Here is a 14804-nt window from a genome sequence, read left to right as displayed (position 1 = left end):
GATCGATACCAGAAACACCAGGATATCCATACGTTATGCCTCCTCCCGTTTGCGCTAACGTTTGCACAGACATTCGTCCCACAAGGCGACCCTTCTGTCAACGGCTTTGAAGAAGTTAATTGGCGCCGAAGCGCCCGCGCGAGCGCATCGCCATGGGCACAGCAATCCCGATTGCTAGACTTAAGCGACTGAAAGATTTTTATTTTACATGGTGATCAGCGACCGCGCCCAAGTGCTGAAGGCGAAAAATCAAATGATTGCCACTTAAACGGTACGGAAGGTTTGACAACCGCGGCGTCAATGCTATCGTTAGCCAAAGCGATCATTCCGAGCCAGAAACGATGGTAACAATTAAAGACATCGCCGCGATACTTCAAGTTTCCCCCTCGACCGTGGGCCGCGCGCTTGCGGACGATCGCCGCATCAGCGCCGAGATGAAGAGAAAGGTGAACGAAGCCGCCGCTCAAGCGGGCTACGTTGCCAATCGTGCTGCACGCATGATGCGCGGGGTGCAGAGCAATCTCGTCGGGCTGATTGTTCCGGATATCCGGAACAGTTTTTATTCGACGATTGCCCACGCCCTCTCGCAGTGCCTTCTGTCGGCGAATTACCAGCTGACCTTGTGCGAAACCGATGACGACAGAATGCACGAGCTTCGCCACATCAGGGAGCTCACGAGCGTCAATGTCGCCGGGATCATTCTGGTCCCGAGCGCAAAACCTCATCCCGATTCCGCGCGAATCCTGAAGATGACGCCGCACATCCAATTGCTGCGAAAGGCACCGCTGCTCGGCGACCAATGGTTTGGGATCGATGACAGACGGGCGCTTTACGAGAGCACCGAACATATCATCGGTGCGGGTCACAATCGGATCGCTTATATCGGCGGCACGGAAGAACTGCCCACCGGCGCGGCGCGCGTGCAGGGTTTCCGGGACGCCGTCAAAAGCGCCGGCCGAACCATCACCGTTCACGAGGAGCTTGGTGCGCCTTCCTCGCCCGAATTCGGACGGGAGGCCGTGCGCCGCCTGCTTTCCCTAAAGGATCGACCGACGGCGCTTGTGCTCGGCGCAGTTCAAAACACCTCCGGAGTCATTGACGAAATCCAGGACCAGGCCTTGAGCGTCCCTCGAGATATCTCGGTCGTCGGATTTGGCGATGAGCTTGGCTATCGGTGGTGGGGTCCGGGACTGACGACAGTCCAATTGCCCGTTTCGGAGCTGGCGACCGCCTGCGGGCTTTGGTTCCTGCACCACCTCCAGAACAAGGGCGACCTCAGCAAGCCATACAGCTTCATCTCTCCGCCCCAACTGGTCATTCGCGGCAGCACGGGCGCTCCGTGAAACGCCGGCAGGCTGCAGATCTCCCGCGGCAGGCGGGATCAGAGAGAGGCGCCCGTCCGGCGACACGCGCCTCTCTTCGATCGGCTGCGATTCATCCCGCATCCAGGGCCGGACGCTGAAAGCTCTGGAATTATCTTGATGAGCGCCGCCAAGACCATACGGCAAGTCGAGGCGGCGCAGCCTTGGGCGCCGCCTGCCTGTTCAGCGATACCCCTCTTCAAGGTCGATCTTCAGCGCGCCCATGAGGCGAACGCCGGAATTGTACCAGGCGACATTGATCGAGAGCTCGACAAGCTGCTTCTCCGACAGGAACTTCGCGACCCCGTTCCACACCTCATCGGAAACATCGACATTCAGCGTGGACTCCTTGGCAAAGGCCATCACAGCCTTTTCCTGCTCGTCAAAGAGATCCGAGGTCTCGAAGTGCGCGATTGCATGGAACTGCTCCTCCGTCAGGCCGGCCTTGAGCCCATGAGAATGATGATGCTTCACCTCGTACTCGGAGTTTGTGCAGTACCCGACCGTTAGGATGGCCATCTCCCGCAGCTTCGGACTGAGGTCGGCAGCCCGCACCGCATTGGCATAAGTGAGGAAATCGCCGAGGATCGCAGGGGCGTTGGCGAGCGCCAGAAAGATGTTTCCGGTCGGAACCTTCCTCTCTTTCAGCAGGCGCTCATTGAGCGCAGGTTGCGTCTCGGCCAACTCGGTATTCGAGACATATTTTACGCGTGCCATTTCTCCACCCTCAACTTTGCCTTGACAAAATTCCCTGTTCAACGTGGTCCGGTGCGGAACCACTCTCTGCAACAGGTGCTAACGTTAGCATTAATAGCATTAGTGATTCTGAGGTCAATCAGAATGTTCGCGCCGCAGCGCCCCCTGCAAGAGCTTCAGCTAGTGCGGTGCCGCAACCACCGGATTTTTCAGAACACCGATACCGGGAATTTCCACCTCGAGTTCGTCGCCGGGACCGATCGGCCCAACGCCCGCAGGCGTACCGGTCATGATTACATCACCAGGCAGCAGCGTCATGAAGCGGCTCAAATAAGCAACGATGTCAGCAACGGGATAGACGAGGTCTCGCGTATTTCCCGCCTGTTTGACGGTACCGTTCTGACGAAGGATGACGTCAAGATTCGTCGGATCGAGATCGGTAACGATGGCCGGCCCCATCGGCGCAAAGGAGTCGTAACCTTTGCCTGCCAGCAGGCAGCCAAATTTGCTTTCCTGCCGCTGTATGATGCGGTCGCTGATATCGTTTCCGCACGTGTAGCCAAGCACATGCCGCAACGCATCTTCCTTGCTGATGCGGCGTCCGCCCTTGCCTATGATGGCGACCAGTTCAGCTTCGTAGTGGACGATTTCGCCATCACTCGGATATTCAATGGCATCTCCGTTGCCGCTCGCCGCCGTGCTGGGTTTCATGAACAACACCGGAAGCGTCGGCTGCTCCTTTCCGGACTCGTCGGTGTGCTGTCGGTAATTGTAAGCGACCCCAAATATCCGGGGCCGTTCCACTGGGCACAGCAGACGGACGTCGGAAAGGTGATCTTCCTTTCCCGTCCGCTCGATGCCTTCGAACGGATCGCCGGCTATGCGATCGATCCTGCCCTCACTTTCGACCCCATAGTGAATTCCATCGACAGACCGGTAGCGCACAACCTTCATGCTGATCTCCTTTTTTGCTAACGTTAGCGCAACTGGTTGACCTGGTCAACGCGCCCTGTTCCCTCCTGTTGCCTTGGCCATCATCCGCTCGGAAAGTCGAATTCGATTGTCAGGTTACGCGCATAAACCGCGCGGGCCTCGCTCACCGGTCATTGCAGCATTGCAGCGCATATGTAAGGTGGCCGCGTTCATGCGGAGACTGAATCACTGATGACGACGGCGGACTATATCGCTCTGGCCTTCTTTGCCTGTGTCTGGATGGGCTATTCCTGGCTGCTGAAGGGCCGCACCTTTTTCGGCCGCACCAGCCTCACCCATGCGATGACCGAGCGGCGGCGCGAGTGGATCTACAATTCGCTGCGCCGCGACCTGAAGATGATCGACACGCAGATCATGGCTGGCCTGCAGAACGGCACCGCCTTTTTCGCCTCGACCTCGATCTTCGCAATCGGCAGCTGCTTCGCGTTGCTGGGCGCCACCGAGAAGGTCGACGCGGTCTTTGCCGACCTGCCCTTCGTCCTCCATGGCGGCCATGCCGCCTTCGAGATGAAGGTCGGCGGACTGGCGGCGCTTTTCGGTTATGCCTTCTTCAAGTTCGGCTGGTCCTATCGGCTGTTCAACTATTGCACCATTCTCTTCGGCTCGATCCCAATGCTGCGCGACGCCGAGAGTGATATCATCGCCGCCGAGCGGGCCGCCGAACGCGTCATCCGCATGAATGTCATTGCCGGCAGCAATTTCAACGAGGGCCTCAGGGCGATCTTCCTGTCGATCGGCTATCTCGGCTGGTTCATCAACCCCTATGTCTTCATGACGACGACGGCGATCGTCATCTTCGTGCTGGGGCGGCGGCAATTCTTCTCGCAGGCGCGGCTGGCGATCATGGATGCCGGCCCGCCATCGAATCTCCATCTTTCCGCTCTCCGCCGCGACATGCCGTCGAGCGACGGACGTGATTTGCCCGAGGGACTGTGATGACATTGCCGGCAATTAAAGCCGATGCGGCGGCAAGACCGCCGCGCATCGGCCTGTTGGATACGGCGCGCGGTGTCGCGCTGATCGCCATGGCGAGCTACCATTTCAGCTGGGATATGGAGTTCATGGGCTATCTCGCGCCAGGCACGGCCGAGACAGGCTGGCTGAAGATCTATGCCCGGGCGATCGCCACGACCTTTCTGTTCATCGTCGGCATCAGCCTGGTGCTGTCGAGCAGGCCGGAGATCCGCTGGCCGTCTTTTTGGAAGCGTTTCGGCATGATTGCCGCGGCGGCGGCTGCGATCTCGATCGCGACGCGCATCGCGATGCCGAACGAGTGGATCTATTTCGGCATCCTGCATTGCATCGCGGTGCTGACGCTGATCGGCATCGTCTTTTTGAGGCTGCCGATCGCCTTCACGCTGATCGCCACGCTGGCGCTCCTTGCTGCCTGGCTTACCGATAATTTCGGCACGCCCGGCCTGCTGCGGTCATCCTTCTTCGATCCGAGATATCTCGCCTGGATCGGGCTGGCCGCAATGCCGGAACGGTCGAACGATTATGTGCCGCTGTTTCCCTGGGCAACGCCGTTTTTCGCGGGATTGAGTTTTGCCTCGATCGCCATCAGAACCAGGCTGCTGCATCGGCTTGCCGCTATCGGCACCGGTTCCTGGTGGCCGGCAAGGCTCGGCCGCCACAGCCTTGCCTTCTACCTCGTTCACCAGCCGGTGCTGATCGCCATCGCTTACGGGCTTTCCCTTCTCGTCCCGCCGCCGAAGCCGGATCCGCCCGAAACTTACCTAAAGCAATGCAACTCCACTTGCGTCATGCAACAGGGCGAAGCGCTCTGCCGCAGCTTTTGCCAGTGTACGCTGGAGAAATTGCAGGCCCAAAGCCTGTTGAACCAGCTGCAGGCGAACGAGATCGACGTGGAGAAGGATGAGCGGGTCCAGACGATCGCCGGCGAATGCAGCGCCGAGGTAGAGCCTGCGCCACAGCCGCAGCCATGATCAGGTGGTGACGCCGATTTCGGCGAGGCGGCCGAGGCAGGCCTCTTCGATATTGTCGAGTTCCACCAGCGTGTCGTCGATATCCTTGCGCTTCTGACGCAGATCATCGCGCTTCTCGTCGACGCGCTTCATCAGCAGCTTCAACTGACCGAGTTCGCCCGGCGGCTCCTTGTAGACCTGGATGATCTCGCGGATCTCAGCAATGGTGAAACCGATGCGTCGGCCGCGCAGGATTTCCGCGATAAGCCGTCGGTCGGCCTGCCGGAAGAGACGGGTGCGCCCGCGCCGTTCCGGATGGATCAGTCCCTCATCCTCGTAGAAGCGGAGCGTGCGCGTCGAGACACCGAATTCGCGCGTCAGCTCCGTTATGCTATAAAACTTGTTCACCAGCATGTGTTCCCCGTCATGAACCGGCAATAATATTGACTTTTACGTAATAGTCAATTTTTGACAACCGCTCAAATGCCGAACCACCATGTGGCGATGCCGAGGAAGGCGAAAAAGCCGGTACAGTCTGTCACCGTCGTCACGAAGACCGACGAGGCGATCGCCGGGTCGGCGCCCACCTTGTCGAGCAGCAGCGGCAGCAGGATGCCGGCAAGGGCTGCCGCCATCAGATTGATGATCATTGCCGCCGCGATCACCCCGCCGAGCTGATAGTCGTGGAACCAGGTGCCGGCGATCAAGCCCATGATCGTCGCGAAGACGACGCCGTTGAGGATGCCGACGCCCGCCTCCCTGCGGATGATGCGGCCGGCATTGTAGATGTCGAGATCGCGGGTGGCGAGCGCGCGCACCGTCACCGTCATCGTCTGCGTGCCGGCATTGCCGCCCATCGAGGCGACGATCGGCATCAGCACGGCAAGTGCGATCATCTTCTCGATCGAGGCGTCGAACAGGCCGATGACGCTGGCCGACAGCATCGCCGTGCCGAGGTTGATCAGAAGCCAGAGGAAGCGCGAGCGCGCCGTCGAGATCACATTGTCCGACAGCTCTTCGTCGCCGACACCGCCGAGGCGCTTGATGTCCTCATCCGCCTCTTCGTGGATGACATCGACGACGTCGTCGATGGTCAGTACGCCGACCAGCCGGCCGTTTTCATCGACGACGGCGGCCGAGAGAAGGTCGTACTGCTCGAAGAGCTGGGCAGCCTCTTCCTGGTCCATCTCGGCAGGAACCGGATGGTTGGTCTCGCGCATGATCTGCTCAATCTTCGTCTGCCGCTTGGTGCGCAGGATCTGATCGAGATCGACGGCGCCGAGCAGCTTGAAGGTCGGATCGATGACGAAGATCTGGGAGAAGGAATAGGGAAGATCCTCCTCGTCACGCATGTAGTCGATCGTCTGTCCCACAGTCCAGAACGGCGGCACGGCGACGAATTCCGTCTGCATGCGGCGCCCGGCCGAACTTTCAGGATAGTCGAGCGCCCGGCGCAGCCGCACCCGCTCGGTAAACGGCAGTTGCGCAAGGATCTCTTCCCGGTCTTCCTTGTCGAGATCTTCAAGAATGTAGACGGCATCGTCCGAATCGAGATCGCCGATCGCGGCGGCAATCTGGTCGTTCGGCATCTGGTCGACGATTTCGCGGCGGATCGCCTCGTCGACCTCGGTCAGCGCCGTCATGTCGAAATCTTCGCCGAGCAGGCGCACCAGCGCCAGGCGCTGATCCGGCTGAATCGATTCCAGCAGGTCGCCTATTTCGGATTCATGCAGGCGGGCAACATTCTGACGCAGGAACAGCGTGTCGCGGTCAGCGATCGCGGCGCCGACCAGCGCCAGGAAATCGCTGCGGACATTGCCGTCCTCGTCGTAGATATCGGCTTCCTCGTCCTCGGGACGCCTGCGGATGCGCTCTTCCCCATCGGTCGTCGTCATCTGCCGCCTCGCATCTGGTTCGAATTTCAACGACTACAGCGCCGCATTCGCGAATGTCGGCGGAAAACATATTGTCAACAAGCAGATAAGCAAATCCCCGCGCGAGGTTCCCGCGGTCGGAATTCATGGTTCCTGCTAGCCCAAAGCATCCCTGCCGTAAAGCCGCAAACCTGCCTCTTGATGACAATGCCCGCGACCGGCGATAGTTTCGCCGCGCATCCGAGCCGAGGAATACAGCCCCATGCCCATTCGCCCGATCCTGCGCTATCCGCATCCCGGTCTGAAGACCGTCTGCGCGCCGGTGACAGTCTTCGATTCGTCGCTTGCCGGGCTTGCCGACGACCTGCTGGCAACGATGCGCGCCGCCCCCGGCGTCGGCATCACCGCCGCTCATATCGGCGTCTTCAGCCGTGTGACGGTGCTGGAACTCGACAAGACAGACGGCGTGCGGCTCTACGTCAACCCGGAGATCACCTGGTTCTCGAAGGAGACGATGACGCATGCCGAAGGCAGTGTGTCGATGCCGGGAGCGACCGACGAGGTCACGCGGCCGCGGTCGATCCGCTTCCGCTATCAGGACGCCGAGGGCAACATGCACGAGGACGTCGCCGAAGATTTCCTCGCCATCTGCATCCAGCACGAGGTCGACCAACTCGACGGCATTTTCTGGCTGCAGCGCCTCTCGCGGCTGAAGCGCGACCGTCTCGTGAAAAAATGGGAGAAGGCGCAAACCTGACGACCAAGCCTGACGATCGGGCTGACAAATCGGCTCCCGCGCCGAACTATTCGCCGCCGCTGGCGTTCTCCCGCAAAGAAACCCAGCGATTTCCCGCAAAAAGGAGCGACTGCAATGGCAAGGATCGGTGACAAGCCCCCGATTTCACGCGAAGGTCCCAAGCCTTTTGATGAAAAGGCAGAGCTTTCCCGTGAAGAGGATTATCGCGACCTCGAGGAACGCAATCTCGACGACGGCTGGCCCTATGCCGACGGCACCGGCGCCGACCCGGCCAACCGCCCCTATGGCGAGACGGCCGCAAATTTCGACAGCGACCCCAACAGAGGCTTCCGGATCGATGGCACGGATGCAGACGGCAACGAGAACCGTCTGAAGGACTCGCTGCGGGCCGACACCATCGACCGCGATGAAAGCGACGAACTCGAAGCGCGGGTGAACGATCATCTCGAAACTATTCCCGAGGTCGACATCAACAGCATCGAGGTTCATGCAGACGGGCACGTCATCACCCTGGAAGGTTCGGTGGAGACGATCGGCATCGCCCGCAAGGTCGAACTCAGCGCACTTTCGGTCGACGGCGTCCGCCATGTCCGCAACAGACTGCAGCTGACCGGCGTCGACGCGCATATCCCCAACGAAGACTGATTCACCCACCAGATACGGATAGCCGGCGGACGGCGCCAATGCCTCGCGCCGCCGCGGTCTGCCCCGTCTAACATTACCAAAAGTTAACAATTTCAGATTGCATCGCAATATGTGTCCTGTGATGCCGCATTCTCTCATTTTGCTTAGGCGGCTTGCGTAACGCGAACGTCAATTTCAGTGACAACACTGTGATTTCATTTGGACAAAAGGTCGCGGCTGCGCCGCCGTTCCATCACAAAATTGCCCAAATTGGGGCGCGAACTCGGATGCGCCAGGGGTTGGTTTTATGTTGTGGAATTCAACAGCAGATTGAGGAGATAGACCCATGCGCATCAAATTTGCCCTTGCCGCGTCCCTGTTCGCCGTCAGCCTTGCAGGCGCCGCCTTCGCCCAGCCGACCTATTCGGACGACTACACCAACGATAGCGACGGCTTCTCACCGAGCCCGGTGGCCAAGCCTGCCCCTGTTCACTACACGAACCATAAGGCCCCGGCCTATTCCAGCGACTATACCAATGACAGCGACGGCTTCGCCCCGAGCGCCATGGCCGCCCCTGCCGTCGACAAGACCGCAACGGCGAGCATCGCTCCCCTGCCCCCATGCCATAGCATGATTGGCCCGAAGGGGTCCCACACCAAGGGTGCCGACAGCGGTGCCTCCCGCACCGAAGCCTGCCGCGCCACGCATTGATCCAATAAAAGATCGGGCCGGAATCCAACCAGGAAACCGGCCCTTCTCTTTTCAATCTGCTTCTCTGTCGTCTTAGAACACGAATGGAACAAGCCGGTAGCGGGTCGTGGTCATGAAGGCCGCGTAAGCAGGATCCTCCTTGAGCAGACGCTCCTCTGCCAGAAGGCGCAGACATTGCGCGGAAATAGCCGCCGCATAAATGGCGAAATTCAAGAGCGACGGGTTGGCCAGGAAGAAGCTGACATGCGTCATCAAATAGCCCGCATACATCGGATGACGGACAAACCTGTAGGGGCCGCCGATCTTGACGCCACGATTGGCCGGCACCAGGCCGAAGCTTCGCCGCAATACCAGCTTTGCGGATATTTGCAGGATGAACCCGAGGCACATCACCATTCCACAGAGCCAGAGCGGCGCAAGCGGCCCCGTCGTCGTTGGCGAGACGAGCAGCGGGAAGAGCGTGCCGATGGCGGTGACAGTCCAGTCATAGACCCGTAGCGACGCATTCCTCGTCGCTCTGCGGGTGAGGATCAGAAAGGCGGCAGCGCCTTCCGAAACAAGCAGCAGGCCATCGATGATCGCCCTATTGTCCTGCATCTGGGGCACGATACGCATAACGATCGCAACGAATAAATAGCAGATCAGGACCTTTTCGACGATATCCAGAACAAAATGGATATCGAGGAATGACCAGCTTGCCGCTGCCTGTTTTTTCATAGTTTGCAAGACTTCCACATCATAAGATTGTGGCAATCTATATCTGCGTGGTCGCTAATTATAGGTTAAGGCATTCGCTCACATCTGAAGGAGCGGCGATTCTTGCTTTGCCGATCCTGACTGCAGAATGCGGTAACAACGACAGGCCAGACCGCCCTCAGCTTTCGCGCGTCGTTTCGCCGAAAACCGCCTCGAAGGCGGTGCGCAGCCGGATATCGACATCGGCCATCATCACCGGCAAGCCGAGATCGACGAGGCTGGTCACGCCATAGGCCGAGATCCCGCAGGGCACGATGCCGCCGAAATGATCGAGATCGGGATCGACGTTGAGCGACAGTCCATGGAAGGTCACCCATTTCCGCAGCCTGATGCCGAGGGCGGCGATCTTGTCCTCGGCCATCGTTCCATCGGCAAGAAACGGCTTTTCCGGCCGGCGCACCCAGACGCCGACGCGATCTTCACGCCGCTCGCCGCGCACATTCATCATATCGAGCGTGCGGATGACGACATCCTCGAGGGCAGCGACAAAGGCGCGCACGTCCTGGCGCCGGCGTTTCAGGTCGAGCATCACATAAGCGACGCGCTGGCCGGGTCCATGATAGGTATATTCCCCGCCGCGCCCCGTCGCAAAGACCGGGAAACGGTCCGGCTGGACGAGATCCCCGGCATTGGCGCTGGTGCCGGCGGTATAGAGCGGCGGATGCTCGACGAGCCAAACGAGCTCGTCGCCGCCATCCGATATCACCGCCACTTCGCGCTCCATCGTCTCCACCGCCTCTTCATAGGCAATGAGGCCGTCGGCGATGCGCCAGCGTACCGGGCGGGTACCGGGATTCGGGAGCATGGAGAATTCGAGATCGGTGCGAAGCATGGTCATTCCTTGCCGCCCTCCCCGAAAGGCCTGATAAAAAGGGGCGGCAGGAGACCTATATGGACCCGTTTCAGGGGCAATTCAAATGCTGTGACGGGTTTTGAAAAAAACTGTCATATCGCCCTTGTGCACCCCAAATGCTTTTGCTACATGCTGCCCCGCCGACGCAAATCGGCACCTACCACGATGCGGTCGTGGCGGAATTGGTAGACGCGCAGCGTTGAGGTCGCTGTGGGGCAACCCGTGGAAGTTCGAGTCTTCTCGACCGCACCATCTCCCTTCAGGGAAACGCTTTCAAAGCGACGATTTCGATTTCACCTCGACGCTATTTGCGGTTGCGCGGCTTGATCGCCGGGTCTTCGCATGGTTGATGGCGTCACCCCCCTCACGAATCGGCCGCCATGTCAGAGCATCCAGCCCATCAAAACTCCCTGCAGGGCATGGCGATCATGTCCGGCGCCATGCTGATCCTGCCGACCATGGATGCCATCGCCAAATATATGGCGACCTTCGAGGCGATGTCGCCGGGTCAGGTGACCTTCTACCGATTCTTCTTCCAGATCGCCTGCACCCTGCCGATTCTCTTCGCCGTTTTCGGGCTGAAGGCGCTTTCGGCCAAGCGGCCATGGATGAACCTGCTGCGCGGCGTGCTGCATGGCGCCGCAAGCCTGCTTTTCTTCGTCGCCGTCAAATACATGCCGCTTGCCGACGTCTTCGCCATCTATTTCGTCGAGCCCTTCATGCTGACGGCCATGTCGGCGCTGTTCCTCGGGGAGAAGGTCGGCTGGCGGCGCTGGATGGCGATCGTCGTCGGTTTCGGCGGCGCGATGATCGTCATTCAGCCGAGCTACGAAATATTCGGTCTGAAGGCGCTGCTGCCGGTGGCCTGCGCCTTTCTGTTCTCGCTCTATCTCTTCCTCAACCGCGCCATCGGCGAGGCCGATTCGCCGCTAACCATGCAGACGATGGCCGGCATCGGCGGAACGGCCTTCATGGCCGCCGCCCTTCTCGTCGGCAGCGGCACCGGCAATGCCGATTTCGCCGTCTCCCTGCCCGCCTCCGGTCTCGGTCTCGTCCTGCTTCTCGCGCTGGGTTCGATCTCCGGCTATGCGCATATGCTGATCGTCCGGGCTTTCCGGCTCGCGCCGCTGTCGCTGCTTGCGCCGTTCCAATATTTCGAGATCATCTCGGCAACCGTTCTCGGCTATGCGCTTTTCAACGACTTCCCGAATTTTTCCAAATGGATCGGCATCTTCATCATCATCGCATCGGGCCTCTTCATCATCTGGCGCGAGCGGCTGCAGGCGCGATCGCTAAAATCCTCCTGATCCCGGGAATATCGGATTAACTCCGCTTCTTGAGGGATCGTCAATTCGCAGACGGTAAAACTGTTTCCGGCTTCATGATGAAGCCTGGAGCTAAAACATGAGCGAATTCCGTCTCGCTTTCCCGGCCTGTGTGGTGGCCGGCAAGCATCGGCTGACGGCCGAAGATATAGTCCTGCTGCGCAAACATGCTTTCCCGGAAGGAATCCGGACATCCGACGATGTCGTGGCGATGTTGGCGCTCAACAATTCCTGCCCTGAAAAATGCGCCGCGTGGAACGCGTTCTTCGTCGAGCAGCTCGCCGGCTTCATCGTCCATTACACCTATCCGCAGGGCTCGCTCGATGAAATCAACATCGCCTGGATCATGCGCATGTTCACGACCGATGGCGTCGTCAACTCGGCGCTGGAACTCGAGCTCATTCTCCACGTGATGGAGCTTTCGGCCGATGTCCCGGGTGAATTGAGGGCGCTCGCGCTGGACCAGCTCCGCCTGGCGATCACCGACAATATCGGTGGCTACAAGCTGTCGCGCGCCGTCGATCGCCGGGGCATTACCCGCCAGGATGTCGATTTCGCCATGCGCATCTTCAGAAGCGTCGCCGAAGGCGGTGTTATCCCCGTCTCCTCGGTCGAATACGGCGTGCTCCAGCAGATCGATCAGGCGACGCTGCCCGGCGCCAATCACCCGCACTGGGCCGGCATCATGGCCGCCGCCGAGCTGCGCGACTATGCCGAGCCGCGGCGCAGCCGCTGGCTGCGCATTGTCGACGAAGAACCGGTCTCGGAAGCGGCCGTCGCCTGAAGCTCCTCAAGCCTGCCACTCCTCAAGCATGATTGTGCGTTCCGGTGTTTTGTGCGTAAAACTCCGGAACGCATTTCTGGGTGGAGTCTCGATGTTCAAGAAAATCCTGATCGCGAATCGCGGCGAAATCGCCTGCCGCGTGATTAAGACTGCGCGCCGCATGGGCATTTCGACCGTCGCCGTCTATTCGGATGCGGATCGGGACGCGCTGCATGTCGAGATGGCCGATGAGGCCGTGCATATCGGCCCGGCCGCGGCCTCCGAGAGTTACCTAGTCGCCGAAAAGATCATCGCCGCCTGCAAGGCGACCGGCGCCGAGGCGGTGCATCCGGGCTACGGCTTCCTGTCGGAGCGCGCCTCCTTCTGCGCTGAGCTGGAAAAGCAGGGCATCGTCTTCATCGGCCCTAAGCCGAAAGCCATCATGGCGATGGGCGACAAGATCGAATCGAAGAAATTCGCCAATGCCGCCGGCGTATCGACAGTCCCCGGCCATCTCGGCGTCATCGAGGATGCCGCCCATGCGGAAGTGATCGCGGGTGGGATCGGTTATCCCGTCATGATCAAGGCATCGGCCGGCGGCGGCGGCAAGGGCATGCGCATCGCCTGGAATGAGGCCGAGGTGCGCGACGGTTTCGAGCGCGCCCGCTCGGAGGCCAAGAGCTCCTTCGGCGACGACCGCGTCTTCATCGAGAAGTTCATCGTCGAGCCGCGCCACATCGAGATCCAGGTGCTGGCCGATGCGCATGGCAACGTCGTCTATCTCGGCGAGCGCGAATGCTCGATCCAGCGGCGGAACCAGAAGGTGGCGGAAGAGGCGCCCTCGCCCTTCCTCGACGAAAAAACCCGCAAGGCGATGGGCGAACAATCGGTGGCGCTGGCCAGAGCCGTGGATTACCAGAGCGCCGGCACCGTCGAATTCATCGTCGACCGCGACCGCAACTTCTATTTCCTCGAAATGAACACCCGCCTGCAGGTCGAACATCCCGTCACCGAACTGGTCACCGGCATCGATCTCGTCGAACAGATGATCCGTGTCGCCGCGGGCGAGCCGCTTGCCCTCGCCCAGGACGATATCAGGCTCGATGGCTGGGCGATCGAAAGCCGGCTCTATGCCGAAGACCCCTACCGCACCTTCCTGCCCTCGATCGGCCGCCTGACGCGCTATCGCCCGCCGGCCGAAGGCCGGACCGGCAATGTCGTCATCCGCAACGATACCGGGGTTTTCGAAGGCGCCGAGATCTCGATGTATTACGATCCGATGATCGCCAAGCTCTGCACCTGGGCGCCGACGCGGCTGGAGGCGATCGAGGCCATGGGCCGGGCGCTCGACGGCTTCGTCGTCGACGGCATCGAGCACAATGTCCCTTTCCTGTCGGCGCTGATGAAACATCCACGCTGGCGCGAGGGCCGGCTTTCCACAGGCTTCATTTCAGAGGAATATCCCGACGGCTTCGCGCCGATGAAACCGGACAGGACGGAAGAGGCTGTACTGGCCGCCATTGCGCTGTCCGCCTGCCTGATCGAGACGAACCGGCGCGAGCGTTTCGCCGATCGCCTGCGCGCCGCCTCGGGCGCGCAACGCGAGCATTGGGTGGTGAAAACAGGCGACAGCCATGTCGACGTCCGATTGCTCGACGGTCTCGTCACCATCCCCTTCGATATGGAGATGGCCATAGAGGGCGAAAACCGTAGCATTGTCACCGATTGGAGACCCGGCGATCCCGTCTGGAACGGCAAGGTCGGCGGCCGGGATATCACCGCACAGATCCGCCCCGTGCTCAACGGGCTGCGGATCGACTGGCAGGGGCTTTCGGTGACGGCCAAGGTCTTTTCGCCGCGTCATGCCGAACTCGACAGGCTGATGCCGGTGAAGCTGCCGCCCGATACCTCCAAGCTGCTGCTCTGCCCGATGCCCGGCCTCGTCGTGTCCATCGCGGTCGCCGAGGGCCAGGAAGTCAAGGCGGGTGAGACGCTTGCGATCGTCGAGGCGATGAAGATGGAAAACGTGCTGCGCGCCGAGCGCGATCTCATCGTCTCGAAGATCAATGCCGCGGCCGGCGAAAGCCTGGCCGTCGATGCCGTGATCATGGAATTCGCCTGAGAGGAAAAGGCCGCCGGGCCGTTTTCGCTTGAGCGCTGCTTAC

At 60.4% G+C, this 14804-nt stretch carries 15 protein-coding genes and 1 tRNA gene; 10 read left to right on the top strand and 6 right to left on the bottom strand.

What is annotated here, in order from left to right:
* Positions 1 to 341 precede the first annotated feature (341 nt).
* Positions 342 to 1343 (top strand): LacI family DNA-binding transcriptional regulator, encoded by a 1002-nt coding sequence (locus tag QMO80_RS01675; protein WP_283198625.1) that lies wholly within the window; start codon positions 342 to 344, stop codon positions 1341 to 1343.
* Positions 1344 to 1544: 201 nt separating this feature from the next.
* Here QMO80_RS01675 and QMO80_RS01670 read toward each other — a convergent pair whose 3' ends face one another.
* Positions 1545 to 2045 (bottom strand): carboxymuconolactone decarboxylase family protein, encoded by a 501-nt coding sequence (locus tag QMO80_RS01670; RefSeq protein ID WP_283198624.1) that lies wholly within the window; start codon positions 2043 to 2045, stop codon positions 1545 to 1547.
* 192 nt (positions 2046 to 2237) lie between these two features.
* Entirely contained in the window at positions 2238 to 3011 is a 774-nt protein-coding gene (locus QMO80_RS01665; protein WP_283198623.1) for a fumarylacetoacetate hydrolase family protein, read from the bottom strand.
* Positions 3012 to 3221: 210 nt separating this feature from the next.
* On the opposite strand from QMO80_RS01665, the gene QMO80_RS01660 reads away from it, so the two are divergent.
* Together QMO80_RS01660 and QMO80_RS01655 are read left to right on the top strand one after the other, a co-directional pair.
* Positions 3222 to 3986 carry a DUF599 domain-containing protein gene (locus QMO80_RS01660; RefSeq protein ID WP_283198622.1) on the top strand — a complete coding sequence of 255 codons (765 nt, stop codon included), beginning with the start codon at positions 3222 to 3224 and terminating at the stop codon, positions 3984 to 3986.
* Positions 3986 to 4996: a heparan-alpha-glucosaminide N-acetyltransferase gene (locus tag QMO80_RS01655; RefSeq protein WP_283198621.1), complete on the top strand. Its 1011-nt coding sequence runs from the start codon at positions 3986 to 3988 to the stop codon at positions 4994 to 4996. Before QMO80_RS01660 ends, QMO80_RS01655 begins: the two co-directional genes overlap by 1 nt.
* Here QMO80_RS01655 and QMO80_RS01650 read toward each other — a convergent pair whose 3' ends face one another.
* Both QMO80_RS01650 and mgtE read right to left on the bottom strand, forming a co-directional pair.
* On the bottom strand, positions 4997 to 5389 hold the full coding sequence (locus QMO80_RS01650; RefSeq protein ID WP_049735382.1) for a MerR family DNA-binding transcriptional regulator: 393 nt from the start codon (positions 5387 to 5389) through the stop codon (positions 4997 to 4999). It lies immediately after the preceding gene.
* A gap of 65 nt (positions 5390 to 5454) precedes the next feature.
* Complete coding sequence (gene mgtE, locus QMO80_RS01645) at positions 5455 to 6870, bottom strand: magnesium transporter (protein WP_283198620.1); 1416 nt, start codon at positions 6868 to 6870, stop codon at positions 5455 to 5457.
* A 241-nt stretch (positions 6871 to 7111) separates the two neighbouring features.
* On the opposite strand from mgtE, the gene QMO80_RS01640 reads away from it, so the two are divergent.
* The 3 genes from QMO80_RS01640 (at position 7112) to QMO80_RS01630 (ending at position 8942) form a co-directional block, all read left to right on the top strand.
* Positions 7112 to 7606 carry a peptide deformylase gene (locus tag QMO80_RS01640; RefSeq protein WP_283198619.1) on the top strand — a complete coding sequence of 165 codons (495 nt, stop codon included), beginning with the start codon at positions 7112 to 7114 and terminating at the stop codon, positions 7604 to 7606.
* A 114-nt stretch (positions 7607 to 7720) separates the two neighbouring features.
* Positions 7721 to 8251, top strand: a complete 531-nt coding sequence (locus QMO80_RS01635) for a BON domain-containing protein (protein WP_283198618.1) — start codon at positions 7721 to 7723, stop codon at positions 8249 to 8251.
* 325 nt (positions 8252 to 8576) lie between these two features.
* Entirely contained in the window at positions 8577 to 8942 is a 366-nt protein-coding gene (locus QMO80_RS01630; protein WP_283198617.1) for a hypothetical protein, read from the top strand.
* Between the two features lie 72 nt (positions 8943 to 9014).
* Here QMO80_RS01630 and QMO80_RS01625 read toward each other — a convergent pair whose 3' ends face one another.
* Entirely contained in the window at positions 9015 to 9659 is a 645-nt protein-coding gene (locus tag QMO80_RS01625) for an isoprenylcysteine carboxylmethyltransferase family protein (RefSeq protein WP_283198616.1), read from the bottom strand.
* A gap of 157 nt (positions 9660 to 9816) precedes the next feature.
* Entirely contained in the window at positions 9817 to 10536 is a 720-nt protein-coding gene (gene lipB, locus QMO80_RS01620; RefSeq protein WP_283198615.1) for a lipoyl(octanoyl) transferase LipB, read from the bottom strand.
* Between the two features lie 182 nt (positions 10537 to 10718).
* On the opposite strand from lipB, the gene QMO80_RS01615 reads away from it, so the two are divergent.
* The 4 genes from QMO80_RS01615 to QMO80_RS01600 all read left to right on the top strand — a co-directional run bounded on the left by QMO80_RS01615 (position 10719) and on the right by QMO80_RS01600 (position 14761).
* Positions 10719 to 10803: transfer RNA gene (locus tag QMO80_RS01615), tRNA-Leu, on the top strand.
* A 128-nt stretch (positions 10804 to 10931) separates the two neighbouring features.
* Positions 10932 to 11858: a DMT family transporter gene (locus QMO80_RS01610; protein ID WP_283198614.1), complete on the top strand. Its 927-nt coding sequence runs from the start codon at positions 10932 to 10934 to the stop codon at positions 11856 to 11858.
* Between the two features lie 97 nt (positions 11859 to 11955).
* Positions 11956 to 12660, top strand: a complete 705-nt coding sequence (locus QMO80_RS01605) for a hypothetical protein (protein ID WP_283198613.1) — start codon at positions 11956 to 11958, stop codon at positions 12658 to 12660.
* 91 nt (positions 12661 to 12751) lie between these two features.
* Entirely contained in the window at positions 12752 to 14761 is a 2010-nt protein-coding gene (locus tag QMO80_RS01600) for an acetyl/propionyl/methylcrotonyl-CoA carboxylase subunit alpha (RefSeq protein WP_283198612.1), read from the top strand.
* Positions 14762 to 14804 lie beyond the last annotated feature (43 nt).

It is taken from the genome of Rhizobium sp. BT03 (genome assembly GCF_030053155.1).
GTDB lineage: Bacteria > Pseudomonadota > Alphaproteobacteria > Rhizobiales > Rhizobiaceae > Rhizobium.
Note: the sequence above shows the minus strand (reverse complement) of the source record. Positions and strands in the feature narration are given on the sequence as shown.

Coding starts and splice junctions, on each gene's coding strand:
- QMO80_RS01630 (WP_283198617.1), top strand. CDS start 8,577: ATGCGCATCAAATTTGCCCTTGCCGCGTCCCTGTTCGCCGTCAGCCTT.
- QMO80_RS01640 (WP_283198619.1), top strand. CDS start 7,112: ATGCCCATTCGCCCGATCCTGCGCTATCCGCATCCCGGTCTGAAGACC.
- QMO80_RS01675 (WP_283198625.1), top strand. CDS start 342: ATGGTAACAATTAAAGACATCGCCGCGATACTTCAAGTTTCCCCCTCG.
- QMO80_RS01605 (WP_283198613.1), top strand. CDS start 11,956: ATGAGCGAATTCCGTCTCGCTTTCCCGGCCTGTGTGGTGGCCGGCAAG.
- lipB (WP_283198615.1), bottom strand. CDS start 10,536: ATGACCATGCTTCGCACCGATCTCGAATTCTCCATGCTCCCGAATCCC.
- QMO80_RS01650 (WP_049735382.1), bottom strand. CDS start 5,389: ATGCTGGTGAACAAGTTTTATAGCATAACGGAGCTGACGCGCGAATTC.
- QMO80_RS01625 (WP_283198616.1), bottom strand. CDS start 9,659: ATGAAAAAACAGGCAGCGGCAAGCTGGTCATTCCTCGATATCCATTTT.
- QMO80_RS01660 (WP_283198622.1), top strand. CDS start 3,222: ATGACGACGGCGGACTATATCGCTCTGGCCTTCTTTGCCTGTGTCTGG.
- QMO80_RS01635 (WP_283198618.1), top strand. CDS start 7,721: ATGGCAAGGATCGGTGACAAGCCCCCGATTTCACGCGAAGGTCCCAAG.
- QMO80_RS01665 (WP_283198623.1), bottom strand. CDS start 3,011: ATGAAGGTTGTGCGCTACCGGTCTGTCGATGGAATTCACTATGGGGTC.
- mgtE (WP_283198620.1), bottom strand. CDS start 6,870: ATGACGACGACCGATGGGGAAGAGCGCATCCGCAGGCGTCCCGAGGAC.
- QMO80_RS01610 (WP_283198614.1), top strand. CDS start 10,932: ATGTCAGAGCATCCAGCCCATCAAAACTCCCTGCAGGGCATGGCGATC.
- QMO80_RS01600 (WP_283198612.1), top strand. CDS start 12,752: ATGTTCAAGAAAATCCTGATCGCGAATCGCGGCGAAATCGCCTGCCGC.
- QMO80_RS01655 (WP_283198621.1), top strand. CDS start 3,986: ATGACATTGCCGGCAATTAAAGCCGATGCGGCGGCAAGACCGCCGCGC.